Raw genomic sequence first — 26,798 nt, 5'->3', positions numbered from 1 at the left:
ATTTCGATCCTTTATTGTGAATCACAAAGTAAATTGACTAATCACTTCAAAAAGTATCGTATAACGTGATCTCTAAAGCTCTGAGCTGCCAAAGACAAATAGTGACGCTTAGACCAACTTAAGCCGATGGTCCGTTGGCAATTTGGCTCATTAATTTGTAGACATTTCAATTTCGGATTTGTAATTCGGTTCATGGATAGAGCGGGGATAAAGGCAATACCAAGGCCTTGTCTAACGAGTGCACCAATCGTTTCAGGATCGTCGCCTTCAAAAGTGATATTGGGTATGAATCCGACCTCCTTACAAAGGGCATCTGTTAAATCCCTAAAACCAAACCCGGTGTTCATACTGATAAATGATTCATCTTTCAATTCAATTAAATGGATGGAATCTTGTTCTGCTAAGGGATGTTCCGAGGGAATAATTAAGAAAATCTCTTCCGTTAGAAGAGGTATCCATTCGAGTTCAGGTCCTTCTATTGGCACTGAAGTAATGCAAAAATCGATATCCCCAATCTCTAGTAGGCGCTTCATTGTTGATGTAGATTCAATACGTTGGCGAATGAGTACATCGGGAAACTCTCTTAAGAATGAACCAAGCAATTCGGGTAACAATTTAGGAATAGAAACGGCTAAAGTGATATTTCCTTTATCAAGTCCAGCTCGGTCTTGAAGTTCACGTCGGCCTTCGTGAATTTCCATAAACACTCTGTCCACACGTTGAAGAAAAGTCTTCCCGTAGCTATTCAATCGCAATTGTCGACCATGGCGGTCAAATAGGGGTACACCTAAATCAGCCTCTAGTCGAGCAATAGTTTTACTAAGCGATGGTTGTGCAATACGTAGTTCCTCAGCCGCTTTTGTCATATGTTCCATGCGAGCAACAGTCTGAAAATAGTACAGTTGTAGAAATTCCATGTATAATATCACCCCTTTAATATTATTTATAGACTCAAGTCTATGTATTATATGTAATTATGTATTATACACTATAAAGAATGCTCTTTATAATATAATCCACGGAACTAATAGTTCCTTAAAAGAGAATGGAGCGAAATTGTGAGTGGATTAAAATTATTTATTAAGGACTGGCTTCATATCGTGAAGCACAAGCAAGCTAGAGTTGCTGTAGCAATTCTTTTGGTAATACCCCTTCTTTATGCGGGAATGTTTCTGTTAGGTTATTGGAATCCTTATGGGAATTTAGATAAACTTTCTGTAGCAGTTGTAAATTTAGACAAAGGTGACAAGATGAATGGAAAGCCACTCCATATAGGAGAAGATGTAGTGGATAATCTGAAGAAAGATCCAACATTAGATTTTCACTTTGTAACTTCCAATAATGCGGAGAAAGGATTAAAGAACGGGCAGTACGCTATACTTGTACAAATTCCGAATGACTTTTCTCAAAAGGTAACTACATTGATGGAAGAAAACCCTAAATCAGCGGAGTTAATATACAAAACAAATCCAGGAAATAATTTTATCTCTGGTCAAATTGGAGCTACAGCAGTAGATAAAATTAAAGATGAGATAAGTAGTGAGATTACAAAGTTTTATACAAAAGCGGTATTTGATAGCCTAGGGCAAATGTCAGATGGTTTTGCTAAGGCTGGAAATGGAGCAAGCGAATTAGGTGAGGGCACTAAAAAGGCTAAGGCGGGTCTGCAAGCTGTCGAAGGTGGAGTAAGTACACTTGCCGAAGGAACTGTTAAATTATCAAACGGGGTTAAGCCTCTTGTTGATGGCGCAGAACAACTTCATCAAAGCATGAATGGTTTGAAAGATGGAGCTGCAAATTTATCCACGGGGATGGACAAGTTATCTGGGGCACAACAAAAACTAGAACAAGGAGAGGACCTAGTATACAAAGGCATCGGTGCTGTAGATGCGGAGTTAGAGAAGACAGCAGGAAGTACTTCTCAAGCTCAAGTTGATGCAACTAAGCTAACTGAACAATTGAGACAATTTGTTCAGAACAATTCTGATCAACAACAGAATCAGGATTTGCAGATGATTCTAACTAAAGCCGAAGCACTTACGGCCCAATTAAAAACGGCCCAGGAAAACCAAAACCTGCAAATGCAGAGCTTGAATAATTTACATGTAGAACAGGGACAACTAATTGAAGGTATGGCCCAGTTCGGTTCAAAACTCTCTTTAGTCAGCACCGGTAGTGATCAACTAAACGCAGGCGCAGTGCAAATAATAGAAGGCATGAACAAATGGCAAAATGGATTTAATCAAGTGAGTAATGGTATACAAGCACTTGTAGCTGGGAGTAGTCAATTGCAGGTTGGAACAAAATCTTTGAGCAAAGGCATGATCAAACTAGTTGATGGTAGTGAAGAATTATCCAGCAGCCTCATAGGCGCTGCAGAAGACTCTGCAAATATCAATAATACAGCCTCTACTATGGATATGTTCGCTCGCCCTGTTCAAGTGGTAGAAAAGCAGATTAACGCTGTTCCGAATTATGGTACGGCGATGGTTCCTTATTTTCTAACGCTCGGATTATTTGTTGGAGGACTTATTGCCGCGAATATTATTCACTATAGTAGAAAAGCAAAAGAGGGAGTATCGGGATGGGATCATTTTGTTGATAAATTATTACTGATTCTATCTATTTCTATTTTACAGACCCTAATTGTGGATGCTGTAATCCTTTATGGATTCAAAGTAGAAGTCTTTAGCATTCCAAAGTTTGTTCTCTTTAGTTTGATAGCTTCGTTCACCTATTCTACTTGTATATTTATGTTAATAGCCTTATTCGGAGCATTAGGGCGATTAGCAGCGATATTTATGTTAGTTATCCAGTTGGCAGCTTCAGGGGGGACGTTCCCGCTACAGATGTCATCACCTTTCATTCAATTCGTCAGTAATTATTTACCAATGACCTATGCTGTGAATGGCTTCAGAAGCGTAATATCAACTCAGAACTGGAGTCAATATTGGAGTAGTATCGGAGTACTATTTGGCTATATCGCGGCATTTTTGATCATAGCACTGATAGTTTTCTTACTAAGCAATAAGCGGAGCAATCTTACGGAAATAGGAAAAACGGTATAAAATAATCGTAATTAAATGAGCTACATCTCAATTGTTAGGAACGTCTAACAATTTGAGGTGTAGTTTTTTTGATTAAATCGGCATTTGTTAAAATCAAATACCTTTTTAGTGTGAACTACTTATTTTTTTAAAAACATTAGTATAATATAATTTATTGGCGGTAATTGGATTTATTTGATGGCAAATTATACGTAATTCACTTCTGTTTATAGTTATATTACTATATTATTGAACTAGATTTGATGTCTACTTATACTATGAAGGAAGTAAGGATTTAGTGTAATTTTGAAGGAGGGAATGTTTAATGATTCAAACAATTGATATTTATGATTGGGTAATAGAAGTTGATGTTGAAATGACTAAAAAATTATATAAAAATGAGAGAGAAGATTGTAGTTGTCTTTATTGCAATAATTATAGAGAGGCTAGTCAACATTTGGATAATTGTGTATTTGACGTATTTAATAAACTGGGGATAGATCCCTCAAAGCCAAGTCATCTATCTGAATTTCCTTATGAGGAACAATTTCGATTATATATAGGGAGTTATCATATTGTAGGTAGATTACTAAAGGGAGAATTATCTACTATGTCTAACTCGAACGCTACAAATACATTTCAAATTAAAGATTTTAATTTTGGTTTTTCTATAGATTTACAGTTTGTTCCAACTGGATTTCCGAATCCCGTACTTCAGCTAGATTTTGAAGCTAAAATTCCTTGGGTACTGGATGAGAATCCGGACGTGGATTGAATTGATTATATAGCTGAGTTATGTAAAAGAGTTTATGTAAAAGTAAAATATAAAATTATAAGGGGTTATCAAATTTGAAGTACATCAGATTTTTTCTATATCTATTTTTCCTAAACTCTATTGTATGTTTATGTTTTTTTTATAGGGATACTTTTAGTGAGTCATTTAGCAATTTCAGTAGTTTAGATATTACAAGGATAATCATTATTATAATAATTTTGTCGTCTTATATGTGGCTCATCTATGATTTTTTCTCCAGGTTCGACGAGATCTCTCAAGGAGTTAAAGTTTTATTAATTTTAGTATCTGGGTTTGTTTCAGTATTCATAGTGGGACTCTTACTTAGTGTCTATTTCTAGTATAAATAGTGAATGGTTCCTTTATTGAGAAGACCGTATTTTGTATTTTGTTGAATTGGGCAGCCCATCGTCTAGTTTAGACAGAGTAAATCAAAATGAGGTGAATTTTTTGTCAATTGAACAAGCAAGTAAAGTAGATATAAAATACATAATTGAAGAATTTGGTAGATTAGATCTTGAAGAAAATGAAAAATCCGAGAGAAGAGTTCAAATATATTGGTCTTTTAGACGTTTATAGTTATTGTCTTTCTGAAGAAGAAGCATCAGAACTTCTTACTTCATTTGAAGGTCATCAATTAAAATATGAAAAGAATTTCAAAGACTTTTTTATAAAAACTTTTCACTGGGCACAAGAGATGCCAGTTTACATTCATATGTCTACTTTCTGGGGAGAAGACTTTAATAAACTTAAGCCTTCTCATTTCAATGGGTATCATCTAAGCAAAGCGGAAAAAAAGAAAGTAGTTCAATTACTCACTTATAAAACTAACACTTTTAAAGTAAGTACCATACAGGAATTATTATTAGTTGTAATGCTTTCAACAAGAGAAATTTGGTTGCCAATTTTCTTTTTTCCTGGAATTGAAACGGCAATCCTAGGGAATTTCGAATTGAGTTTTCCAGTTTATTGTAAACATCAAGATGCTTATATCCAACTTGAAAAAATGGCAGAAGAATCGGGTATAAGATAAATAAGGAGTACTGGCCGAATAACTTATTCATCAAAAAATGCTATACTTCTGAAAATATAGAAATAAGTGAATTACACCATCAATTGTTATGTACTACTATCAATTGCTGGTGTAGTTTTTTTCTAAGACATTAATCAGTTAAAGTAGGAGCCTTACAAAGGAAATGTCTTTCTCAAAGATTTTGCATAGTATGTTACATGTGCACTTGCACTATCTCATTTGAGAAAGGAGTTATGAGTTGGCTAATACTGAGCTCACAGGGCGAATTGTTACTCCTGATGATCCTGATTATGAACAGGCAAGAATAAATAACAACTTAAGCATTCCAAAGTTCCCGAGTAAAATCGTATTCTGTCAAAAGACGAAAGACGTATTAAATGCATTGAGGTGGGTAAGGGAAAATAACGAACCATTCCGGATACGAAGCGGTCGACATAGTTATGAGAATTTTTCATTAATCAATGATGGCTTAATCATTGATGTCAGTGAAATGAATAAAATTAAGATTGACCAGGAAGCAATGACGGCAAAAATAGCTGCCGGTGCTGATTTAGGAAAAGTATATAAAAAACTATGGAAATACGGCCTTACCATACCTGCAGGGACAGAAGGCAGTGTGGGCATCGTTGGCCTGACTCTCGGTGGAGGAATAGGTATGTTATCACGCCCATTCGGACTTACTTGTGATAATCTGATTGAAATCGAAATGGTTAGAGCTGATGGACATAAAGGTGCAGAACTGATTAAAGCAAACAAAAATGAAAATAGTGATCTATTTTGGGCTTGTCGTGGGGGAGGAGGGGGTAACTTTGGTATTGTCACGTTCCTAACATTTAAACTGCATGCTATTTCAAATGTATCTCTCTTCTCTGTTTCATGGAAGTGGGAAGATCTTGAGGTTGCCTTTGATGCATGGCAAAACTGGGCACCTCACACGGATGAAAAATTAACTTCGCAGATTGAATTGAAATCAAAAGAAGCGGGAGAAATCATTTCTCAAGGCATATTTGTTGGTTCTACATCCAAGTTAAGAAAATTGCTAAAGCCTATTACAACTGCCGGCTCACCAACGAATGTATGGGTAAAAGAAGTTCCGTACATTGAAGCGGTAAGATTCTTTGACGTTCCAAGTGGAAATCGACCAGCACTTCGCAAGAGATCAGGATCATTTATCGAGAAACCTTTTCCGCATAAAGCAATCAATCAGATGAAGCATTTATTAGCAAACGCACCAAATAAAAATTCGAGCATTTGGCACCAATCTCTGGGTGGAGCAGTAGGCAAAATCGATTCTTATGATACGGCTTATTTTTATAGGAATGCAATCATTGCTCAAGAGTACCTTACTACTTGGGAAAATCCAGAAGAAGAAAAGCAAAATATTAGGTGGGTAGAAGAAATAAGAAACACATTATCTCCCTTTACAGATGGAGACTATGTTAATTTTCCAGATCTATATATTAAAAATTGGCCAATAACGTACTATGGAAATAATTTTAGACGCCTTCGAGAAGTGAAAACAAAATATGATGCATTCAATGTATTTAATTTTCCTCAGAGTATACCTCCTTATAAGAGGTGGATATAAAGGAGAGTACACATCAATAGATCTTAAATCCAATAAATGGCGTCGAAATAACCAAATGGGTATAATCGACACATTTTTGTATGTACGTAAAAATTAATTTCCAAATGAAGCACTCGTAGGAGTTATGGGTATTCTGCTATTAAATAAATAACATATTGCAACAATAATACAAGCTTCAATCTTTCCAATTTTAAAACCCCAACTCAATGAGAAGGGGTTTTTAATATATATCATTCTATTAATTTTATAAAATAATACATATATTATTATTTTAATAAAAATTGTGCCTTCATTTGTAATTTCCCGCCTTGAAATGTAAAGTTAGCATTTGATATGCCATCTTTACCATAATACATTATCATATAAGTATAATATGGATCTCCTTTTTGACCAACTTCGGAAATTAATTCTCCTTTACCACCAACGATTTTTTTTACACTTTTATAAGACATTCCATTTTTAATTTTATTGAATTCTTTTTTTGTAATTGTTACTTTTGACTTTGCGTATGCTACATCTTGTCCGTTAATTGAAGTAGGTGTAACTACTCCGAATGTTAATACGCTTGCAGTTAAAAGACCAATAATAATTTTCTTCATCTAACCATCCCTTTTAAGTTATATTTTACTCATTATACATAATTATACAATTAATTGATAGGAATTAATTGTATAATTGTGCCGTTTGATAGTTATGAAATTAGGTGAATAATAGGTTTATACAATTTTAAAATTACATCGAATAATACGTTCACGTTAATAGTTTTGATTGGAACTTATAGAAGATTGCGCCAATCCTTATGCATAATTCATTTCAGAGTGCTAACAATAAGGAAGATATGTACATAAGGGAGTGGATCCATCATGTTATCATTTCAACCTAATTGTTGGTCAGAGCATGAAGAGCTTGAGGTTGTTTTGCTTTGTGCCCCATCTAAGCTAGAGGTGCCAAAATTAAAGACTGCTGAGTATGTAGGGTGGAGTTCTTCTGTTAATCATGCAAAAGCACAACAAAATTTCATGGAATTCAAATATACTTTGGAGAATAGAGGAATTAAGGTCATTGATTATTCAGAGGAGCTAACGCCAGATGAACGAAATTTAAGTGATCAGCTGCTTAATCGTTATTTTGTACGGGATCTTGCATGTGTGTTTGGAGACATCATTTTACCAGGGGAAGCAGGGGTTTCAATGAGGCGTCCGGAGTATACTCATGCACATTCGCTAATGGAAAAATGGTTTCCAAAAACCTTTTTATTACATGAAAATGATAATGTGAGAGCACTAGAATGTGGAGATGTTCTAATTCTTAATAGAGATGCTGTATTAATAAATATTGGGATGCGGACAAGTAAAGAAAGTGTGGAGAAGGTTAAGGAGAAGATTTTTCATGCTGGTTTTTCTGAAATAGGAATAATTGATTTACCACGTAGGTCAGATACACTTCATTTGGATATGAATTGTAATGTAGCAAACGAGGATTTACTTATAGCAAAGAGTTTCGTGCGCTATTTACCTATAAATGTTTTGACAGAGAATGTATCTCGATTTGAAATGCCAGAGCAATTTTTAAAACGCCATGGATTTGAAGTACATTGGCTAGATGAATATAACACTATTCCTGATATTAACTTTCTTAACATAGATCCAGAAACATTATTAATAAGTAAACAAGCACATAAGCAGATGATCAAAAATCATCCTAAATTGCAAAAGAAGAATATGATTGAAATTGAAGTAACAGAGTTAGAGAAAGGTGGAGGAGGTATTCGCTGTATGACACTGCCCCTGAGACGAAAATCGTTAAAATAAAACACTTTGCAATAAATGTATAGGAGTGATCCTAATGGGGTCAAAAACAAAGAAAGGCATTATGACGTGGTGGCAGTTATCTCTTCTTGGAGTGGGATGTACAATTGGAACAGGTTTTTTTCTTGGTTCAAGTATAGCCATTGAGAAAAGTGGACCTGCTGTATTAATTCCCTTTATTTTAGCTGCAATCGGAACATATATCGTATACGATGCACTGTCAAAAATGTCTGTAGAGCATCTTGATAAAGGATCTTTCCGTTCATATGCTAAGAAAGCTTTTGGAAGATGGGCTGGCTTTAGCAATGGATGGGTATATTTGCTTTCTGAAATGCTCATTATGGGAAGTCAGCTCATAGCATTAGGGATATTTACGCAGTTTTGGTTACCATCTTTGCCTATTTGGATAGGAACATCCATTTACGCTGTACTAGGTTTACTTGTTATTTTTACAGGCATGAAAGGGTTTGAAAAATTTCAAAATATTTTTGGATTGATGAAAATGGCAGCTATAGTCATGTTTATCATAGTTGCTGTGATCCTATTGAGCAGGGGGATGAATGGTCAACCGGGTGACGTCAATTCATTGCTAGATACTTATAAGAACTTCTTTTCAGAGGGATATAGAGGGATTTGGCTTGCGCTGCTCTATGCTTTTTATGCTTACGGTGGAATTGAAGTAATGGGCCTTTTAGTTATTGATTTAAAAGATCCCAAAGAAGCACCTAAGGCCGGGAAAGTTATGATAATTGTACTGACCATCATCTATGTATTGTCCATTGCTCTTGCGTTGACACTCATTTCTTGGGAAAAATTCAAAGTAGAAGAAAGTCCATTTATTACAGCTCTTGAAAATTTTCAGCTCCCATATGTAATGGACGTCTTCAATGGAATTCTGATAATAGCTGGTTTTTCGACGATGGTTGCCTCATTATACGGAGTACTGACAATATTAACTTCGCTTGCAGAAGATCATGATGCGCCTGCTTCCTTGGCGAAAAAAGGGAAAATGAGAGTGCCGTTACCTGCATTTCTTTTTTTAGCTGTTGGCTTGCTCATAACCATTATCATTGGCTTCTTGCTGCCAGATAAGATTTTTGAATACTTGATAACAGCTGCTGGTTTGATGCTCTTGTATAATTGGTTATTCATTTTAGTGACTTATACGAAGCTGATGAAAGTGTCGCTATGGGAACGAGTGAAAACAATTATAGGAATGCTGTTGATCGTTATAACGATATCAGGTACGTTAGGCGAAAAAACAAGCAGACTCGGATTATATGTGAGTCTGCTCTTTATAGTCATTATTGGAATTTGTGCATTTATAATGGTGAAAAAAGAGGAGAGTAAAAAGAGTGTTTGATAAAAGGTACTGATTTAGGGCGAATTCAAAATTTGCCTTTTAACCTCATAAAAGGACATTTGGATTCGCTATTATCATCATTGCTTAAAAAATATTGCTTCCATTCAAGATTGTCTTCTTGTCCATACCATTTTAGATCAGGATGACTTGAAATGCCATCATATGCAACAAGGCGTTCACGTATCAAATTTCTCATTTTGAGTCCAGAATCAGTAGAGTTGTTAATTTCATCGAACACCCAACGTGGCTGAACTACTAGGAGAAGAGATGGGAAATGGCGACTCTTTCGTAATGTATGAGCAGGTGTGGCACAGAAAATAAAATAAGATTCTCCATCAAAACAAAATTCCCATTTGTGATGTGAGGGATCTATAGGTATATCTGTTGGCCAATCTTTTTCATCCAATGTAGTCAGCTTATTTAATATGGACCAAAATAATTTACGATAATCCTCCCAGTCATAGTCCTCAATCATATCCTCTGGTGTTTCCAAGAAAATAGCTAAAGCGGTATTTTTCCCTACATCACGTGAACATTTTCCATACGTCCTCAAGCAGTTTGCAAGATCATTTATAGAACTTAGTTCCCGTGGATCTCCTACAAAACTAAATCTAAGGTAATTCGAGAAAAATCCATGTCTTGCTGGGAAACACGGATACGTATTGTCTTCATCTGCAATCATGGAAGAGAAGGATGTATAAGCTGATTGTTGCCATAATGGAAGTGTTTTAAAATGTACATCTATCCACCGTTTTTCTAAAAGACCTTTCACTTCAGACGCCTCCTTCTATACTTAATTACTGTATTAAAGGAGGTACAAATGGGTGACTATGAATCTGGAGCTATTTGAAAATCAGCAGTTATGCTTTATAAAAAATAAACTAATACCATTAATGGATAATCCTCTCCAATTGATAGTAACTGTAACAATCGTGAGTTCATAAACTTTTCTAAAATTGCTAACGGGGTTTATGGAATTATCCCTCAAGAAGATGTTTAGAAATATGTCAATACTGTAGAATAATAGTTGTACTAAGCTATACATATCAGATGTTTTGATAATACTGCCCTGTATATTCCTAACCTAAAAATAGTATTAAGTAGCTAAGGGGATTTATTAATTTTAAGATAGTTCAATATTCCGAAATGAATAAAAAGTACGGTTAATCAAGATAGATTCTTTCAAGATATTTTAGTTGACTGTTTACCCAGGGGGGTATAATATGGTGTTTGTAAGAAAGTTGTCAGCGATTTGCGATACTATGAATTTGAACGATGATATAAAGTAAGTAATCGGTTAAAACTCATTGAAGTGAAGTTCAAGTGCTTGCATTTCTTCGAACGTTGGAAGAAGGAAAGAGATACAAGTAGGTCATAGTATAGCATAGGGCAGTACATTCTGATTTCTAGTGAAACTTTGTGTAATGTTTACAGATACAGATAATCTTCTGAACTGAATTAAAAGAGCAGATGAAGACAACTCAAAAAAGTCTTTAAGGAAACGGTAAATGTAGTCGGGAAAAGTCACTAAGGCTTACGACTATTTATTTTTAAAAGAAATAATACCCCTGGTGGTATAAAGGAGTTTGGAATGGAGAAGAAAAGAACAACAATCGTATTATTTAGCGGTGATTATGATAAGGCGATGGCAGCTTACATTATTGCAAATGGAGCAGCCGCATATGATCATGAAGTAACAATTTTCCACACTTTTTGGGGAATTAATGCACTTCGTAAACAAGAAGATATAAAAGCGAAGAAAGGTTTCCTTGAAAAAATGTTTGGCAAAATGATGCCACGTGGTGCAGAACAACTCGGTTTATCAAAAATGCAAATGATGGGTATAGGCCCAAAAATGATTAAGCACGTTATGAACAAACATAATGCCTTAACATTAACGCAATTGATTAATATGGCACAGGAACAAGATATTAAATTAGTATCCTGTACGATGACAATGGATCTACTCGGACTTCAACAAGATGAATTAATAGACGGAGTACATTATGCAGGCGTTGCAGCGTACCTAGCAGATGCTGAAGACGGCAATGTTAATTTGTTCATCTAAAATATTTTTTTATCATAAATAATACCCCTGTGGGTATGGAGGCGTAAGAGATGTTAAAAGCAGATATACAATTAGATACTAAGGGGCTTGCTTGCCCTATGCCAATCGTTAAAACGAAAAAAGCAATGGAAGGCTTAGTAGATGGTGAAGTTCTTGAGGTACAAGCAACGGATAAAGGATCAAAGGCAGATTTAGCTGCATGGGCAGGCAATATTGGACATCAGTATATTGGTACCATTGAAGAGAATGAGATCCTATATCACTATATTCGTAAATGTTCAAAAGATATTAATGTGGAAGAAACATTTGAAAATACCATTTCAATTGAAGAAATCACAGGTCGTTCTGGAGTGATCCTAGACGTTCGTGAAGAAGTTGAATACGCATTCGGTCATATAGAAGGTGCAATATCCATTCCAATGGGCGAGCTTGATGCACGGATAAAAGAATTAGATATGGATAAGGAAATTTATGTGATTTGCCGAACAGGTAAACGTAGTGATATGGCGGCACATAAGTTAGCAAACGCTGGATTTAATAAGGTATACAACGTACTACCAGGGATGACAGCCTGGAAAGGTGAATTAACAAAAAATATATAATATGTATTAAATAGAACTTTTCATCCGTGCAGTAGGAGTATTTTTTACTGCAAAAAAATCGGAAAAATAATACCTATGGGGGTAAAGTGGATATGACAGTAAATACATGTACCGCAGCAGACGTTGCACGTAAAGTTATCGAAAAGAAGGAATTATTCATTTTAGATGTACGAAATGAAGATGCATTTGAAGATTGGAAAATTGAAGGTCAGAAATTTGAGTACTTAAATATACCTTATTTCGAGCTACTTGATGGTGTTGAAGAAATCCTTCCAAAAATTCCAACGGATAAAGATGTATTAATCGTTTGTGCAAAAGAAGGTTCATCAATTATGATTGCTGAAATGCTTTCAGTCGAAGGACTTGACGTTTGTTATCTTGCAGGAGGTATGAAATCTTGGAGTATGTACTTAGAGCCAATAAAAGTAGGCGAACTTCCGAACGGCGGTGAATTATATCAATTTATCCGTCTGGGTAAGGGGTGTCTTTCATACATGGTGATTTCTGAAGGTGAAGCAGCTTTAATTGATGCGGTACGTTTTACGGAAGTATTTACAAACTTTGCTCATGAAAAAGGTGTTGAAATAAAACATGTATTTGATACACATTTACACGCCGATCATATTTCAGGTGGTCGTGCTATAGCAACTGCGACTGGTGCAAAGTATTACTTACCAAAAGCCGATGCTATAGAAGTTGTTTTCGAATACACAGAACTTGCAGATGGTTTAACAGTACAACTTGGTAGCTCAAAAATTGATGTTGGTGTGCTATATTCACCAGGTCATACAATTGGATCAACTTCTTTAGTAATCGATGGTAAATATTTATTTACTGGTGACATTTTATTTATCGATTCAATTGGCCGTCCTGACTTAGCTGGCCTTGCAGAGGACTGGGTAGGTGACTTACGTGAAACGCTTTATAGACGTTACCGCGAATTAGCAGAGGACTTAATCGTTCATCCTTCGCACTTTATGAAAATTGATGAATTAAACGAAGATGGTACAGTCGCAAAACGCTTAGGTGATTTATTTGTAGAAAACTACGGGTTGAATATTAAAGACGAAGAGGAATTTCGTACGCTTGTAACCGAGAATTTACCACCACAGCCAAACGCATACCAAGAAATTCGACGAGTGAACATGGGTGAAATTACACCAGATAATGAAGCGCAAACAGAGATGGAAATTGGTCCAAACCGTTGTGCTGTAAGATGATTTTTTGAACTTGGAAACAGATGGTAGAAATGTTATGTGTACGATTGCAGATTATTCGTTTGCAAGTTTAATAAGGAAAAGCGAGGATTTTTTCCAACATAAAAAATAAAACGAAATAAAAAGGGGAAATAAACTTGAATATCATAAAAACTTTAGACGTAAAAGGGCTAGCCTGTCCGATGCCAATAGTAAAAACGAAAAAAGCAATCGATACAATTGCTTCTGGCGAAGTACTAGAAGTATTGGTAACAGATAAAGGCGCGTTAAATGATTTTACAGCGTGGGCAAAAGCTGGAGGTCACAATATCGTAGAACAGAAAGAAGATGCAGGTGTATTAAGCTTCTTCATAGAAAAAGCATAAAAGAATAAATGGTCGGGTACTCGAGCAATCGATGCTCGCTTTTTTAGTAAGGAAGAAGGAAAAAAAATGAGTTTTTCATTAATAACTGTATTATTTCTCATTGGTTTTGTTGGTTCATTTATTTCCGGAATGCTTGGTATTGGTGGCGCTATTATCAAATTCCCGATGCTGTTATATATTCCGGCATTACTTAGTTTAACAAGTTTTACTTCACACGAAGTTGCTGGTATTAGTGCAGTTGAAATACTTGTGACATCGATTGCAGGTGTATGGGCGTATCGTAAAGGCGGATATTTAAATAAATCATTGATTTTTACAATGGGTATAGCAGTATTAGCAGGTAGCTTACTTGGTAGCTTTGGGTCGAATGGGTTATCGGCAGAAAGTATTAACGTAGTGTACGGAGTGTTTGCATTACTTGCAGCAATATTAATGTTTATTCCTCGTAAACAAATTCCTGATGTGCCAGTGCATCAAGTGCAGTTTAATAAATCTCTTGCAGCTGGCTTAGCGTTTATCGTTGGCATAGGTTCCGGTATTGTCGGAGCAGGAGGTGGTTTCATATTAGTACCTATCATGCTTGTCATTTTAAAAATCCCAACTCGTATAACAATCGCTTCTAGTTTAGCAATTACGTTTATTTCTTCCATCGGTGGATCAATTGGGAAAATTACAACTGGACAAGTAGAATGGGGGCCATTGTTAGTGTTAGTAGCAGCAAGTTTGATTGCAGCGCCAATTGGAGCCAAAGTCGCTAAAGCAATGAATACAAAATTATTACAGATGATGCTAGCATTGATCATTGGTGCAACCGCTATAAAAATCTGGTTGGACATTTTAATGTAGAAGAAGTCATGAATGCAGGATAAGAAAATATATCCTGCATTTTTCTATTGAATGTATGCAAAAGAAGATCACTAAGGTGTAAGAATGGTTATTTTTTACTTTTTAGTTCTTAAATCAACTATTAGAGCAAAGTCTTTTAGCTAATTTGCTGTATCCGAACAGTTTTATAGGAAAGATAGATATTCGTTGTTTGCTGGTACCCTTTTTTTATTTGAATTCAATGTAAAGCAAGCTTGACTTTGAATAAATTGTAAATTAAAATGAATGTAAAGTTAACTTTACTAAGAAGATGGAGATAAAATGAAAAATAACATTAAAGCATTTCGAGTAAAACATCATTACACACAAGATGATCTTGCGGAAAAGTTAGAAGTATCTAGACAGACAATTATTTCATTGGAGAAGGAAAGATACAATCCTTCAATTACTTTAGCTTTTAAAATTTCTCGACTATTCAACTGTTCAATTGAAGATGTTTTTATTTATGAGGAGGAATAAGAATGGAAAGAATGTGGATGGGGATTGGAATTTTCACCTTTGTAGTGGCAATTCTATTATTAACAACTGTAGGAAACCATATGTACTTGAAAAAGAAAAAAATCGTTGATGAGCGATATAATCGTATCCATCATTTAGGTCGTTCTTATGCATGGTTTGCGTCAACAGGGATTATTGTCATTGTTTGGTTTTTAGCACTTTTTGTTTTTGATTCATTACTTGCCTTTTTCTTAATTACAGCGATTTATGTTGGTCACATGGTATCCTACGCCATAGGAGCAGCATTTGCACAAAGTCAAAATTAGTATCTTTTGATTTTTAGTTATATTTAACACTATTTATGGTACAATTTAACATCTTGAGGCACTTTGAATTTAGTTTATCTATTAGAATGTGTGGTGATAATTCTTTTAAAGAGAAGTGAAATAAATTCCTCTACTTAGTATTTACTTAAATCTAAGTCAAATTATCTAAATAATCACTTTATTATTGAGAGTTCAAAGGAAATATGCTTATTCTAAAGTGCATCCAAGTGATTTAATCTACTTGGATTTTTTTAATGTATATTCTCACTCTAGTAAACACCAAATGGCAACTAATTAATCTCTAATAAAAACTGTATTTATAATAGGGGGAAACGTATTGAAACGTCTGTTCATTAATTATGTTCAACCATTATGGAAACCCATTATAATAGGATTAGCTTTATCTTTAGTATCGACACTACTTATGGTTTCACAGCCACTCGTCATGAAGAATCTTATTAATACACTTACTGGTGGACAAACAACTTCTTTCATTAGGAATGTTACTCTACTTATTTCTATTCCTATATTAGCTACTGTAATCTCCTATATTCAAACATATTTCCTATCTGGCATTGGCCAAAAAATCTCACAAAAACTCCGTGAAGATACATTTCAAAGTATGTTAAATCAACCAACAGAGTATTTGGACAAAAATTCAGCTGGAAGCATGTATCAAAATGTACAAGACTCAATAATAGTTGGCGATGGCTATATTGATTACGAGCTGGTTCCAGCCATATTATCTGTTTTTACATTACTCTTAACTTTTGGATCCATGCTGTTGCTTGATGTACCTATTAGCCTAATAATATTAGTATTTTCATTACTAACAGTTTTTTTAACAGCGATGACAGGGAAGAAGGTTAAGGAGGTTGAAAGTAACTATAGAGATGCAAGAATAGGTAGTGCTGATTTTCTTCAGGAAGTGTTGGCGAACGTTAGAACAGTGCGTCTTTTTACTAATAGAGATAGAGAAATTGCAAATTGGAAGAAGTGGTTGGAAATAGATCGTGGTTTCTGGATGAAAAGACGACTAATTTCAGATATAAATGTAAATGGTATATTGATTTTTATTCAATCGCTCTGTTTAAGCATTGTCATTATTTATGGATACATAAGAGTTCAAAATGATTTGCTAAGCCTCGGCAGTATCGTTGCTTTTATAGCGTATGTGCCTATGATTTTTCAATCTGTATCAAGCTTACAAAGAGCACAGCTCGGCACAAAAAAGGTGAAAATTGTACTCAATCAAATTTATACTTTGCTGGATTCGCAGTCAGAGCATCCTAAAAACAAAGGAAAGACTATGGAAGATAATGCTTTAGAAATCAAGTTTAAAAACGTGGATTTCCATTATCCTGACCGTCAAGAAGGATTAATAGATATTAATTTTACCGCAAAGCAAAATTCGACTACCTTGATTGTTGGCCCAAGTGGAGTAGGGAAAAGTACAATAATTGATTTACTCACTTGTTTGTACTATCCAAACAAAGGTGAAGTAAGCATTGCAGGTATACCTACTGTAGATTGGAACAAAGACGAATTACGTAAACAAATTGGAATCGTACCTCAAAGTGTTGTCATTTGGAACCGTACTTTAAGAGAAAATCTCTTGTATGGCATATCAAATGCGGATCAAATATCTCCCGAACGAATTGATGAAGTAATTAAAATCACTCGATTAGAGTCATTTGTGAAAAAATTACCTAATGGATTAGAAGAAGTTCTTGGCCCAAATGCTGTTCAAGCCTCGGGTGGAGAACGGCAGCGGATTGCACTGGCACGTGCATTGTTGAGAAATCCAGCTATTCTTATATTTGACGAGGTAACATCGGCATTAGACCCTATACTAAGCGCGGAAATCACGGAGTTGATTTGGAGTAAGGAACTGGTCTCAACTAAAATCATTGTCAGCCATCGACTATCTTTTGCTTCACGAGTGGATCAAATTCTTGTCGTAGACACTGATGGAACCATTACATGTGGTAAACACAATGACTTAAAAGACAATCAATTGCTTTACAATCAATTAGTAATGGCAGATGAGTTTCAAGATACTCAAGAAAGAGACAGACATGGTTTTAGAAATTAAACATGTCAAGTTGTTTCAAATATATTAAGATAGGTATACTATTTTCGTATTATGAAAGTTAAATAATAGTAATTTCAAGAGCTGTCCGGAACTATAGGGCAGCTTTTTTCTATTTATATACTTCTCAAAAGTTAAATTAGTTTAGTTCTTTTCACTCTAAAAGTTGAATAAACTCATAGCAAGCTCATATTTATTAAGATTCAAGAAAATAGGCACTTAATAAAAAAATACAGACGAAAAATAGTAATTAAAGGACTATATTTTGATGAATGTTTGAAATGCCAATGGTTTTTTTAAATAAACTATTAACGACATTATTTTAGTCATAACAATTTATTGGAGGAGCGGAGCGATTGCTTGTAGATATTCATAATCATATTTTACCCGGACTTGATGACGGGCCAAAGTCAATTGAAGAGGCTGTGTTACTTGCCGAGAATGCAGTATCAAATGGGATAACACATATTATTGCTACCCCTCATCATCATGATGGAAAATATATGAACCCATCTTCTGTAGTTGAAGAGGCTGTAGTCAATTTGAATAAGGAACTAGATGAAAGATTGATTCCATTGGAAATTCTACCAGGTCAAGAAACGCATATATACAATACCTTGATAGCTGATTTAAATAACGACCTAATAACACTAGCTAATAGTGGCAAATATATATTGATAGAATTACCGATAAATCATATCCCTCCCTTTACTTTTGATATTCTGTTTCAAATACAATTAAAAGGTTTTATTCCTATAATAGTCCATCCTGAAAGGAATATGGTATTTAGAAAAGACAAGCAAAAGCTATATGACCTAGTGAATAAAGGTACTCTCGTACAAGTAACAGCATCCAGTTTAATTGGTGTAAATGGTAGAGCCATAAAAAAATACATAAAGTATTTGATTAAACATAATATAGTCCATTTTATCTCTTCAGATGCTCATCATTATCTAAAGCGACCTTTTTTATTGAAAGCTGCATATCAATACATACGAGAAAAATTCTCAGAGGGTCATGTATCTTATTATAGTGAAAATGCAAAACACGTAATAAATGGCACTAGTTTTCAACCTAAACGTCCAATCAGTTTCAAAAAAGTTCGAGATTAATGAATGAATTCTTTCAAAAGAATGGCAAAAAAGGAGGGGATAACTCTTATGGAAGAAACGATTAGCCTACATGACATATTCAAAACAATAAGGAAAAGACTCTTACTCATTATTAGTACATTTATATTAGCAGTTTCTATTGCAGGGGGAGTTAGTTACTTCTTTTTAACACCGGTTTATGAAACGTCTACACAAATTCTTATCAGTCAAAAGGACGTGGAGAATAAACAATTTATACAACAAGATGTCCAGACGAATCTCCAACTTATTAATACGTATAGTGTCATTATAAAAAGTCCTGTTATTTTAACAAAAGTCGTGAATAACTTGAACCTTAACGATAGTTTGGAAGTGCTTAATAAGAATATCAACGTAAGCAGTGAGCAAGATTCACAAGTTATTAACGTGAGTGTTCAGAATACAAATTTGAAAGAAGCTGTTGAAATAGCCAATACAACTGCGGAAGTATTTCAAGAAGAAATTCCGAAACTAATGAACGTTGATAACGTTAAGATACTTTCACCTGCAGTCGAAATCAAAAATAGTAAACCAATCCGTCCTAACCCAATTCTCAATATGGCTATTGCAGCTCTTATTGGATTAATGATTGGAGTAGGAATAGCATTTCTTATTGAATATTTAGATAAAACTATAAAAACAGAGCAAGATATTAGTGAAGTAGTAGAGTTACAGATTCTTGGTCTCATTAGTCCAATTTCACAAAAGAAATCAAAAAAGAAAAAGAAAAATAAAAAGAAAAGAGGGGTAAAAGATGTTTAAGAAGAAGCGGAAGGAGCATCGAAGAAAGCTTATTACAAGTACTGACCCAAGATCAATTGTTTCAGAGCAATTTCGAATGGTCCGAGCGAACATCAAATTCTCGATGAAGGACAAGCAATTTTGTACATTACTTTTTACTTCTGCTTCAAAAGGGGAGGGCAAATCAACAGTAGCAGCTAATACTGCTATTGCATTTGCACAAGAAGGTAAGAAGGTACTTCTCGTAGATGCAGATTTGAGAAAACCCACTATGCATCATACGTTTAATAAGTTGCTCTCGCCGGGATTTACTAACTTGCTAATGATCCAATGGAAAATCGCTGATGTAGTTAAAGAATCCGGTATTAAAGGATTAGATTTAATAACTTGTGGCCCGATACCTTCGAATCCTGCAGAACTCCTTGGATCGACATCTATGGATCTATTTATCAAAGAGGCAAAAGCGTTATATGACATTGTCGTTTTCGATGCCCCTCCAGTACTTTCAGTAGCAGATGCGCAAATTTTATCTGAAAAGTGTGATGGAACAATTTTGGTTATCAATGCAGGGTCAACTGAGAAAAGATTTGCCGTCAAGACTAAGGAAGTACTTCAATCTTCTAAAGCAAACATAATCGGGACGATTTTGAACAACTTTAAACTAGAGAAAGGGCATTATTATTATGAATATTATGGGCAAGATGTGTAAATTGTAGCTGGATTGATATATCTAATCAGTCAATATTGTAAACGTTTGGCGCTAATATAGTAGTTTGCTAATTTTAATCTAAGTGAAATCTAAGTGGCTAGATAAGAATAAGTTTTTTCATATTGTTGAGCGGAAGGGGAACATGATGAACAGAAAAGTCTTACATATTCTAAGCACTGATGGACTAGCTGGTGCAGAAAATGTAGCTATGTGTATCATAAATAATTTATCTGAACTCTCCGAATCAGCCTATTCATCACCAATGGGAAGTATTGAAAAAATACTGATTAGTAGAGACATTACTTATATTCCGATGAAAAAACTGTCGATTAAACAAATTAGAAAAGCAATCAAAATATGGAAGCCTGATATAATTCATGCGCATGATTTTACTGCGACTCTTAAAAGTTTAATTGCAAGCTTTAATATCCCTGTAGTCTCACATATTCATCAATATCCAAAATGGTTGAAAAGTATAAATAAATTTTCAATACTATTTTTCTTAGCATGTATAAAAATAAAAAAAATAATTGTAGTTACACCAGCAATTAAAGAACATACATTTTTATCTAGAATATTCAAAGAAAAAACAATCGTAATTAAAAATATTGTAGATGTTAAACGAATAGCTGAAATGGCTTCAGTTCCAACTGAGAGAAGATATGACGTAGCATTCGTGGGACGATTGGAAGATGTTAAAGATCCACTACGATTTATTAAAATTATCTATCAATTAGTTAAAAAGATGCCAACTATCTCAATAGTAATGATGGGGGAAGGAAGCTTAGAAGGACAATGTGAAAATTTAATTAAAGAATTAGCATTAGAGAAGAACATTGATTTAATAGGATTTATGGATAATCCTTACCCAGTTTTGCAAAACTCAAAAATTCTAGTTATGACATCTAAATCTGAAGGGTTACCGATGGTGGCTATTGAAGCTTTATCAATGGGCAAACCTATAATAGTACCTAATCTGGAAGAAATGCAGAGTATTGTTAATAGTAATTGTGGTGTTATTTGTAAAGACGATCAGGAATTTATCAATGCGATAATTTCACTTTCACTTTCAGAGAATGAATATGCGGAGATGTCTTTAAGGGCTTCTAAAAAAGCAGAAGAAATGTTTAATATGGAAGACTATAAGAATCAATTGCAGCAGGTGTATTGTAGTGTCCATTGAATTTCGAGAAGATCAATTGAGCTATACTTCAAAAAAAACTAGTCAACACTTACGTCAAAGATTAGGTTATCTAGACTTATATATCATAGGATTTTGTATTTTAAGTGACAAGTTATTTAATATAAATTTATTAGTTTATAGTCTAGGTATCTATTTAGCTTTCCGTATATTATTTATTTCACCAGATCACACATTTGCAATTTTAATTTCACTAATCCCTAATTTAGCAGTAATGTTTATTCCCATACCAAGTATGTCTGTACCAATTCTAAATGTATTAATGGGAATTGCTTTATTTAAAGTTTTTATTTTTAATTTTAAGAAGCCTATTCATAAGAATTATCTTTTAATAATTGTTTTTTTTATTGCTTATGAATGGAGCCATATTTTTGATTATGATATAAAATCTATTATCTTATTATTTAGCTGGAGTATCGCTATTTTATATGTTTCTTTATATTTTTTTTATTCCCTGAAATCATATAATCATAAAATCGTGATTATATATTCTATTACAGGTGTGTTTATTTCAATATGCTATGGTATCTTAGATTTTTTTGGGAGTTACGGTACTCTGATGTCAAATAATGCAACTATTAGATTTAAAGGTGGAGCGGGAGATCCAAATTATTTTTCAATGTATGTAATGATTTCATTGTTTCTACTTTTATATCTCGTAAATCGTGAGACAAATAAACTTCTTAAATTCATGTATCCATTGATATTTATTTTTTTTGTTGCTTTTGGTGTACTCAGCTTATCAAGAATGTTTTTATTAGTTATTTCTCTGTTGTTAGCGTTATTACTTATTAAGATTATTTTTAGATTGAAAAAAAATAAAAAAATCATGTTTTTTATTATGGCGGTAATTGGATTCCTTGTTGTGTTTTCTATTTTCTTTATTTCGGAATTTACTTCTATTTTAAATTTACTACTTTCTAGATTTACAGATTTCATCGATGATCCTTCTGCTCTTACTAGTAATAGAAATGTACTTGCTGAACAATATATTCAATTATTAATGTCTGATACAAAAGATATGATTTTCGGGATAGGAATTCAAGATTATCACCTTAGATCAGGTATTCAACTTGAAGCACATAATATTATTGTAGAAATTCTTGTAGTATGGGGATTAGTAGGGTTCCTAGTTTTTATAATGTTAATAGCAACATTATTAAAATATAGCAATGCTTACAGAAAGAATTTGAAAAAAGATTTTATAAGTTGGTTACCTATAATTTGTATAGGGATAAGTTACTTGTCACTAAATGCAATGTCTAATGAAAGTTTTTTCCTTTTACTACTTTTTGCAATAAAAAACCTTATGGAATTCGATTCGTTGGAGACTGATTCGATGAAGACCGAGTATGGATAATCATAAGTATAGAATTGCAACATAAATAAAAAGAAAAGAAGGAAAAATCATAGAAACTATAAAAAAAACAGCTGTTCTTTTGATGGTCATAACAATTCTATCAAAAGTTTCCGGATTTCTACGGGATATTACACTATCCTATTTTTATGGTGCTTCTTCTACGAGTGATGCCTATATTATTTCCATTACGATTACATCTGTATTGTTTAGTCTTATCATTTCAGGGATATCCACGGCATATATTCCAATGTTTAAACAAATCGAACATAGTGAAGGCCAGCAAACTGCCACATATTTTACGAATAATCTCATAAACATTGTTTTGATAGTTACAACTTCAGTTATATTAATTGGTCTTCTTTTTTCAAATGTGCTAGTAAAATTATTTGCTTTAGGATTTGATGGAGAAACTTTAAGAATTGCTGTTCTATTTACACGAATCGGATTAGTAGGTATATATTTCACTAGTGTTACTCAGCTTTTCAGCAGTTATCTACAATTGTATGGAAAATTCAAAGTACCAGCCATGATTGGACTGCCGTTCAATTTTGTTATTATTATTTCAATTATTGTTAGCACTCAAACAAATATTATTGCATTAGCAATTGGAAGTGTTACAGCAGCGTTCATTCAACTGCTATTTTTAATCCCATCACTAAAAAAAACAAACTACCGTTATATTCCGATTGTGCAGTTTAACGACAAGCATATAAAGAAAATGGCAGTTGTCGTTTTTCCAATAATGATTGGAATATCTATTGACCAAATCAACTTGATGGTTGATAAAACTCTTGCTTCTACTTTAGTGGAAGGTGGAGTTTCTGCTTTGACATATGCTAGTAGATTAAATGATTTCGTACAAGGTATTTTTGTTCTTTCATTTGTTACGGTAATGTTTCCTCTCATTTCTAATTTGGCTGTTCAAAAAAATAAGGAAGACTTTAAAAAATCAATTAGTGAAGTGATTTCGGTTGTCATTTTGATTGTAGTTCCTGCTAGTTTCGGAATAATGGTTTTAGCAGAGCCTATCATTAGATTACTCTATGGACATGGCCATTTTGACGAACATGCAATAGATATGACAACTAGTGCACTCTTTTTCTATTCTATAGGGATGATTGGTTATGGTATTCGCGAGATATTAAATAGGACTTTTTATTCCATTCAGGATACGAAAACTCCTATGTATAATGCTTCTTTTGCAGTTATCTTGAATATTCTTTTAAGTTTTATACTATCTTCATATATGGGAATCAGTGGAATTGCACTAGCCACGAGTATTTCTGCACTTTTCTGCTCAACTCTTTTAGTTATAAAGCTTCGAAAAAAAATAGGATCATTTGGTTTGAAAGGGAATTTCATCACCTTATTAAAAGTAACTTTTGCGTCCAGTGTAATGGGTGCTGTTGTATATATTTTATACAAATATGCATTGTCGGATTGGAACATTTTATTGAAAATAAGTTTAGTCATCCTTGTAGGGAGCAGTATCTATTTCCTAACTATTATTCTTTTGAAGGTGAAAGAATCAAAACTATTAGTAAATTTCTTGTTAAAAAAAATCCGTCCAAAACAAACCTAAACCGAATGGAGGATAACTTGGAACTCATTCAAATTACAGCGTATATGGACTTGGGAAGATACGAGAAAGAATGGTCAGCTATTTTAGAAGAAAATAATAATACAAATCCATTTATAGAGTATGAATTTGTTTATAATTGGTGGAGGTTTTTAGGAAAGGATGAAAAAGTAGAAATATATGCAGTAAAAGAAAATGATCGTATGATTGCATTCTTTCCATTTCAATTAGAAAAAACTTGGTATGGGTATATTTTGCACTTTCTAGCTCTCGGAGATGCTAATTATATGGATATTATTGCAAGAAAAAGAGACTTAGACCAAGTCATTATGTTTGTATTTGATGCGTTAATAAAAGAAAAGAAGAGTATAGTTTTTTATTTACATGGATTATTAGAAACTATAGAAACACATAGTAAACTTTCGAATTATTTGAAAGCTAGAAATATGAAGGAGCGATATTCTCGTATTGTCACTCCTTATATTGATTTGAAAAATATAACCTACGAAGATTACATGAAACCTCGGCATAAGTTGCATGGATTAGATCGTAGGGAAAAAAGGTTGAGAGCACTAGGTGATGTTCAACTACAAATTTCACCTGCAACGGAGATCAATCAAGTATTTAAAGTGCATCAAAAGCGATGGGAAAAGAAAAATGATACGAGTGGATTTTCTAGTATTAGAAAGCAATCTTTTTTTAAATATTTGGCTGAACAGAATAAGGGGAAGTTAAGTGTTCGCTTATCTACATTGATGTTACAAAATGAAATGATTGCATTTACGTACGGTTTTGCATGTAGAGGAAGGTATTTGGGATATGTATTAGGGCATGATTCAGATTTTGATGTCTATGGTCCAGGGAGAATTTTAGTTAAAGAAAAGATAAAAAGAAATATAGACGATGGATTTCATAAACTCGATATGAGCATCGGATATGAACCATATAAGCTAGAGTGGAATACAGGTGAAGATTATACGAGAAAAACAGTTTTCTCGACAAATACAATACGAGCAAGAATGTTTCGTAATTTTATTTGGTTAAAGGAAATGGTATTTTCTAAGATTAGAAAACACTATTCCATTGTTATTTTCCGACGAAATAAAATTGGTAAGTTGAAATATTATCTTCGAAATAAAGGGGAATTTAATTTTTGGAAAGATATTTGGAAGAATAGACTGCAACCTATTGTATATGAACGAAAACAATATTTAATAGCTAAGTTGACGGTTAGTGAAATGAAATTGGATAGTCACTTTGAACAAATAACAGCTGAAATGGCTCTTTCAATGAAAGATCAAAGAAAAGAAATACTTCAGAAAATATATAACGGATATAATGGTTATTATGCAACTGAAGTGAATAATGCATTTTGGGTAAATGAAAATGTCATTCGGCTAGATGACATTGAAGTAGTAGAAAACTTAAAGAAAAAGACCATTTATATTAGAGATTGGGAGAATGAAAACTTAGATGAAATCCTTTCTTTTGTTCAGGTAACCTATCGACCGAAGTACATTGTAGTACATGCAAATAAGTTTGATAAAAAAAGTATTCGAACACTTCAATCAAATGATTTTATTATTACTGAAAGGCTTTCTTACTCAAGAATCTTAGGGAAGAAAAAAATAAAAAAAGAAGTAGAAAATTAAAAGAGAAGGTGCCTTTTATTATTCTATTAGAGAGAAAGTTTCTGAATATAAAAATGAATAGTTATTACTTTTTGAAAGAGATTGTTTCAACTGAAAAATTGATAGATATTGAAGGTTTTTCCCATTCTCTAGTTCCTAAAAAACAACTACAGCAGTTTGAAACACTTTATATCGATTTAACTAAAAGTGAAAATGAATTACTTCAGAATTTGCATCGTACTAATAGAAAGCAAATAAAAAAAGCAGCAGACCATCATTTTCATATACAAGTTCTTGAAAAACCATCAATTGCAGATATTCGAGCATTTCAAGAGTTTTATAATCAGTTTGCGACTTTTGCAAATACGTACACTTGTAACTCCTTTCATGTTAATACAATGAATATGTTAAAAGACAAGAATGGACTTGTAATCACGAAAGTTTTGAATGAAGAAAATGAAGTGCTTTGTTATCGAGTGTATATCTCGGACGGTAATATAGCTTGTTGTTTATATTCTGCCTCTCATTTTCGCATGAAAGAGAAAACTGAAGAAAAAAGATTATTAAGCGAAGCGAATAGATTTTTGATTTGGAGAAATATATTATATTTTAAATCAAGAAACCATACAATTTTTGATATGGGTGGACTTACAACGAATCCAAATATTCGTAGTTTCAAAATGGAGTTTGGTGGGGAAATAGTTCATGTATATTCCGGCTATGAAGCCAATACTAAAATAGGGCAATTCATACTGTGGTTACGTATAAAAAAAATGAAGAAAGGATGAAGAACTGGGGGCTCTTATTGTTTCATTAGATTTT

Annotated in this window: 25 protein-coding genes; 22 read left to right on the top strand and 3 right to left on the bottom strand. The window is 33.7% G+C overall.

Features of this window, described 5'->3' with window-relative positions:
* Positions 1 to 41: 41 nt before the first annotated feature.
* Positions 42 to 917 carry a LysR family transcriptional regulator gene (locus AMD00_RS06155; protein ID WP_053416169.1) on the bottom strand — a complete coding sequence of 292 codons (876 nt, stop codon included), beginning with the start codon at positions 915 to 917 and terminating at the stop codon, positions 42 to 44.
* Between the two features lie 141 nt (positions 918 to 1,058).
* Between AMD00_RS06155 and AMD00_RS06150 the strand changes: the two genes are divergently transcribed.
* The 4 genes from AMD00_RS06150 to AMD00_RS06135 all read left to right on the top strand — a co-directional run bounded on the left by AMD00_RS06150 (position 1,059) and on the right by AMD00_RS06135 (position 6,461).
* Positions 1,059 to 3,068, top strand: coding sequence for a YhgE/Pip family protein (locus AMD00_RS06150; RefSeq protein ID WP_053416168.1), 2,010 nt, complete (start codon positions 1,059 to 1,061; stop codon positions 3,066 to 3,068).
* A gap of 304 nt (positions 3,069 to 3,372) precedes the next feature.
* Complete coding sequence (locus AMD00_RS06145) at positions 3,373 to 3,822, top strand: hypothetical protein (protein WP_053416167.1); 450 nt, start codon at positions 3,373 to 3,375, stop codon at positions 3,820 to 3,822.
* Positions 3,823 to 4,357: 535 nt separating this feature from the next.
* Positions 4,358 to 4,873, top strand: coding sequence for a hypothetical protein (locus tag AMD00_RS06140; protein WP_053416166.1), 516 nt, complete (start codon positions 4,358 to 4,360; stop codon positions 4,871 to 4,873).
* A 238-nt stretch (positions 4,874 to 5,111) separates the two neighbouring features.
* Complete coding sequence (locus AMD00_RS06135; protein WP_053416165.1) at positions 5,112 to 6,461, top strand: FAD-binding oxidoreductase; 1,350 nt, start codon at positions 5,112 to 5,114, stop codon at positions 6,459 to 6,461.
* 266 nt (positions 6,462 to 6,727) lie between these two features.
* Here the strand turns inward: AMD00_RS06135 and AMD00_RS06130 are convergent, their stop codons facing one another.
* Entirely contained in the window at positions 6,728 to 7,060 is a 333-nt protein-coding gene (locus AMD00_RS06130) for a DUF3862 domain-containing protein (RefSeq protein ID WP_157059182.1), read from the bottom strand.
* A gap of 264 nt (positions 7,061 to 7,324) precedes the next feature.
* On the opposite strand from AMD00_RS06130, the gene AMD00_RS06125 reads away from it, so the two are divergent.
* On the top strand, positions 7,325 to 8,272 hold the full coding sequence (locus AMD00_RS06125) for an arginine deiminase family protein (protein ID WP_053416164.1): 948 nt from the start codon (positions 7,325 to 7,327) through the stop codon (positions 8,270 to 8,272).
* A 34-nt stretch (positions 8,273 to 8,306) separates the two neighbouring features.
* On the top strand, positions 8,307 to 9,632 hold the full coding sequence (locus tag AMD00_RS06120) for an amino acid permease (protein WP_053416163.1): 1,326 nt from the start codon (positions 8,307 to 8,309) through the stop codon (positions 9,630 to 9,632).
* A 25-nt stretch (positions 9,633 to 9,657) separates the two neighbouring features.
* On the opposite strand, the gene AMD00_RS06115 is transcribed toward AMD00_RS06120, so the two are convergent.
* The gene (locus AMD00_RS06115) at positions 9,658 to 10,404 is read right to left on the bottom strand and encodes a YqcI/YcgG family protein (protein WP_053416162.1); all 747 of its coding nucleotides are present in this window, start codon (positions 10,402 to 10,404) and stop codon (positions 9,658 to 9,660) included.
* An 819-nt stretch (positions 10,405 to 11,223) separates the two neighbouring features.
* Between AMD00_RS06115 and AMD00_RS06110 the strand changes: the two genes are divergently transcribed.
* The 16 genes from AMD00_RS06110 (at position 11,224) to AMD00_RS06035 (ending at position 26,764) form a co-directional block, all read left to right on the top strand.
* On the top strand, positions 11,224 to 11,700 hold the full coding sequence (locus AMD00_RS06110; protein ID WP_053416161.1) for a DsrE/DsrF/DrsH-like family protein: 477 nt from the start codon (positions 11,224 to 11,226) through the stop codon (positions 11,698 to 11,700).
* 50 nt (positions 11,701 to 11,750) lie between these two features.
* Complete coding sequence (locus tag AMD00_RS06105; protein WP_053416160.1) at positions 11,751 to 12,302, top strand: sulfurtransferase TusA family protein; 552 nt, start codon at positions 11,751 to 11,753, stop codon at positions 12,300 to 12,302.
* A gap of 92 nt (positions 12,303 to 12,394) precedes the next feature.
* A complete protein-coding gene (locus AMD00_RS06100) occupies positions 12,395 to 13,522 on the top strand; it encodes an MBL fold metallo-hydrolase (protein WP_053416159.1) in 1,128 nt (375 codons plus the stop codon).
* 134 nt (positions 13,523 to 13,656) lie between these two features.
* Complete coding sequence (locus AMD00_RS06095; RefSeq protein ID WP_053416158.1) at positions 13,657 to 13,884, top strand: sulfurtransferase TusA family protein; 228 nt, start codon at positions 13,657 to 13,659, stop codon at positions 13,882 to 13,884.
* 66 nt (positions 13,885 to 13,950) lie between these two features.
* On the top strand, positions 13,951 to 14,730 hold the full coding sequence (locus tag AMD00_RS06090; RefSeq protein ID WP_053416157.1) for a sulfite exporter TauE/SafE family protein: 780 nt from the start codon (positions 13,951 to 13,953) through the stop codon (positions 14,728 to 14,730).
* A gap of 300 nt (positions 14,731 to 15,030) precedes the next feature.
* Positions 15,031 to 15,228, top strand: a complete 198-nt coding sequence (locus AMD00_RS06085; RefSeq protein WP_038184737.1) for a helix-turn-helix transcriptional regulator — start codon at positions 15,031 to 15,033, stop codon at positions 15,226 to 15,228.
* Positions 15,229 to 15,230: 2 nt separating this feature from the next.
* The gene (locus AMD00_RS06080; RefSeq protein WP_053416156.1) at positions 15,231 to 15,533 is read left to right on the top strand and encodes a hypothetical protein; all 303 of its coding nucleotides are present in this window, start codon (positions 15,231 to 15,233) and stop codon (positions 15,531 to 15,533) included.
* Between the two features lie 337 nt (positions 15,534 to 15,870).
* Positions 15,871 to 17,628, top strand: coding sequence for an ABC transporter ATP-binding protein (locus AMD00_RS06075; protein WP_053416155.1), 1,758 nt, complete (start codon positions 15,871 to 15,873; stop codon positions 17,626 to 17,628).
* A gap of 353 nt (positions 17,629 to 17,981) precedes the next feature.
* The gene (locus AMD00_RS06070) at positions 17,982 to 18,737 is read left to right on the top strand and encodes a tyrosine-protein phosphatase (RefSeq protein WP_053416154.1); all 756 of its coding nucleotides are present in this window, start codon (positions 17,982 to 17,984) and stop codon (positions 18,735 to 18,737) included.
* A gap of 48 nt (positions 18,738 to 18,785) precedes the next feature.
* A complete protein-coding gene (locus AMD00_RS06065; protein ID WP_053416153.1) occupies positions 18,786 to 19,517 on the top strand; it encodes a YveK family protein in 732 nt (243 codons plus the stop codon).
* Entirely contained in the window at positions 19,510 to 20,205 is a 696-nt protein-coding gene (locus tag AMD00_RS06060; protein ID WP_053416152.1) for a CpsD/CapB family tyrosine-protein kinase, read from the top strand. The genes AMD00_RS06065 and AMD00_RS06060 overlap by 8 nt, the downstream gene beginning before the upstream one ends.
* A gap of 142 nt (positions 20,206 to 20,347) precedes the next feature.
* A complete protein-coding gene (locus AMD00_RS06055; protein WP_083446139.1) occupies positions 20,348 to 21,388 on the top strand; it encodes a glycosyltransferase in 1,041 nt (346 codons plus the stop codon).
* A complete protein-coding gene (locus AMD00_RS06050; RefSeq protein ID WP_053416150.1) occupies positions 21,378 to 22,766 on the top strand; it encodes an O-antigen ligase family protein in 1,389 nt (462 codons plus the stop codon). The genes AMD00_RS06055 and AMD00_RS06050 overlap by 11 nt, the downstream gene beginning before the upstream one ends.
* A gap of 25 nt (positions 22,767 to 22,791) precedes the next feature.
* The gene (murJ, locus tag AMD00_RS06045) at positions 22,792 to 24,348 is read left to right on the top strand and encodes a murein biosynthesis integral membrane protein MurJ (protein WP_322787043.1); all 1,557 of its coding nucleotides are present in this window, start codon (positions 22,792 to 22,794) and stop codon (positions 24,346 to 24,348) included.
* A 17-nt stretch (positions 24,349 to 24,365) separates the two neighbouring features.
* A complete protein-coding gene (locus AMD00_RS06040; protein WP_053416148.1) occupies positions 24,366 to 25,997 on the top strand; it encodes a GNAT family N-acetyltransferase in 1,632 nt (543 codons plus the stop codon).
* A 71-nt stretch (positions 25,998 to 26,068) separates the two neighbouring features.
* Positions 26,069 to 26,764: a hypothetical protein gene (locus AMD00_RS06035; protein WP_157059180.1), complete on the top strand. Its 696-nt coding sequence runs from the start codon at positions 26,069 to 26,071 to the stop codon at positions 26,762 to 26,764.
* The last annotated feature ends 34 nt before the right edge of the window (positions 26,765 to 26,798 follow it).

It is taken from the genome of Viridibacillus arvi (genome assembly GCF_001274945.1).
In the GTDB taxonomy this organism is placed as follows: domain Bacteria; phylum Bacillota; class Bacilli; order Bacillales_A; family Planococcaceae; genus Viridibacillus; species Viridibacillus arvi.
The sequence above is the reverse complement of the archived record's forward strand: the minus strand, read 5'-3'. Positions and strand labels throughout refer to the sequence as shown.

Coding starts and splice junctions, on each gene's coding strand:
- AMD00_RS06155 (WP_053416169.1), bottom strand. CDS start 917: ATGGAATTTCTACAACTGTACTATTTTCAGACTGTTGCTCGCATGGAA.
- AMD00_RS06145 (WP_053416167.1), top strand. CDS start 3,373: ATGATTCAAACAATTGATATTTATGATTGGGTAATAGAAGTTGATGTT.
- AMD00_RS06130 (WP_157059182.1), bottom strand. CDS start 7,060: ATGAAGAAAATTATTATTGGTCTTTTAACTGCAAGCGTATTAACATTC.
- AMD00_RS06125 (WP_053416164.1), top strand. CDS start 7,325: ATGTTATCATTTCAACCTAATTGTTGGTCAGAGCATGAAGAGCTTGAG.
- AMD00_RS06120 (WP_053416163.1), top strand. CDS start 8,307: ATGGGGTCAAAAACAAAGAAAGGCATTATGACGTGGTGGCAGTTATCT.
- AMD00_RS06110 (WP_053416161.1), top strand. CDS start 11,224: ATGGAGAAGAAAAGAACAACAATCGTATTATTTAGCGGTGATTATGAT.
- AMD00_RS06105 (WP_053416160.1), top strand. CDS start 11,751: ATGTTAAAAGCAGATATACAATTAGATACTAAGGGGCTTGCTTGCCCT.
- AMD00_RS06100 (WP_053416159.1), top strand. CDS start 12,395: ATGACAGTAAATACATGTACCGCAGCAGACGTTGCACGTAAAGTTATC.
- AMD00_RS06090 (WP_053416157.1), top strand. CDS start 13,951: ATGAGTTTTTCATTAATAACTGTATTATTTCTCATTGGTTTTGTTGGT.
- AMD00_RS06085 (WP_038184737.1), top strand. CDS start 15,031: ATGAAAAATAACATTAAAGCATTTCGAGTAAAACATCATTACACACAA.
- AMD00_RS06080 (WP_053416156.1), top strand. CDS start 15,231: ATGGAAAGAATGTGGATGGGGATTGGAATTTTCACCTTTGTAGTGGCA.
- AMD00_RS06065 (WP_053416153.1), top strand. CDS start 18,786: ATGGAAGAAACGATTAGCCTACATGACATATTCAAAACAATAAGGAAA.
- AMD00_RS06060 (WP_053416152.1), top strand. CDS start 19,510: ATGTTTAAGAAGAAGCGGAAGGAGCATCGAAGAAAGCTTATTACAAGT.
- AMD00_RS06055 (WP_083446139.1), top strand. CDS start 20,348: ATGATGAACAGAAAAGTCTTACATATTCTAAGCACTGATGGACTAGCT.